General features: G+C 33.3%; 1 protein-coding gene. It reads left to right on the top strand.

Annotation, left to right across the window (positions count from 1 at the left end; translation table 11 throughout):
* Positions 1-231, top strand: a 231-nt coding sequence (locus I6U49_RS16910; protein WP_198629711.1) for a transposase, incomplete at both ends; no start/stop codon positions are given.

The raw sequence follows: 231 nt of genomic DNA, 5'->3' as shown, positions 1-231 counted from the left end.
GCAGCTATCTTATTTACCGAATATCCTGAAATAGAAAAAGCTTACAAGCTAGTAAATAACCTCAGGAATATCTTCAACCAAACAAAAAACAAAGGGGTAGCCTTTACAAAACTAGCTCACTGGTATAAAGAAGTAAAAGAATCTGGTTTTAAAAGCTTCAAAACGGTAGCCAATAGCATTTACGTAAACTACCATTCTATATTAAACTACTTTACAAACCGAAGCACCAAT

It is taken from the genome of Salegentibacter maritimus (genome assembly GCF_016236915.1).
Taxonomy (GTDB): Bacteria; Bacteroidota; Bacteroidia; order Flavobacteriales; family Flavobacteriaceae; genus Salegentibacter; species Salegentibacter maritimus.
Note: the sequence above shows the minus strand (reverse complement) of the source record. Positions and strands in the feature narration are given on the sequence as shown.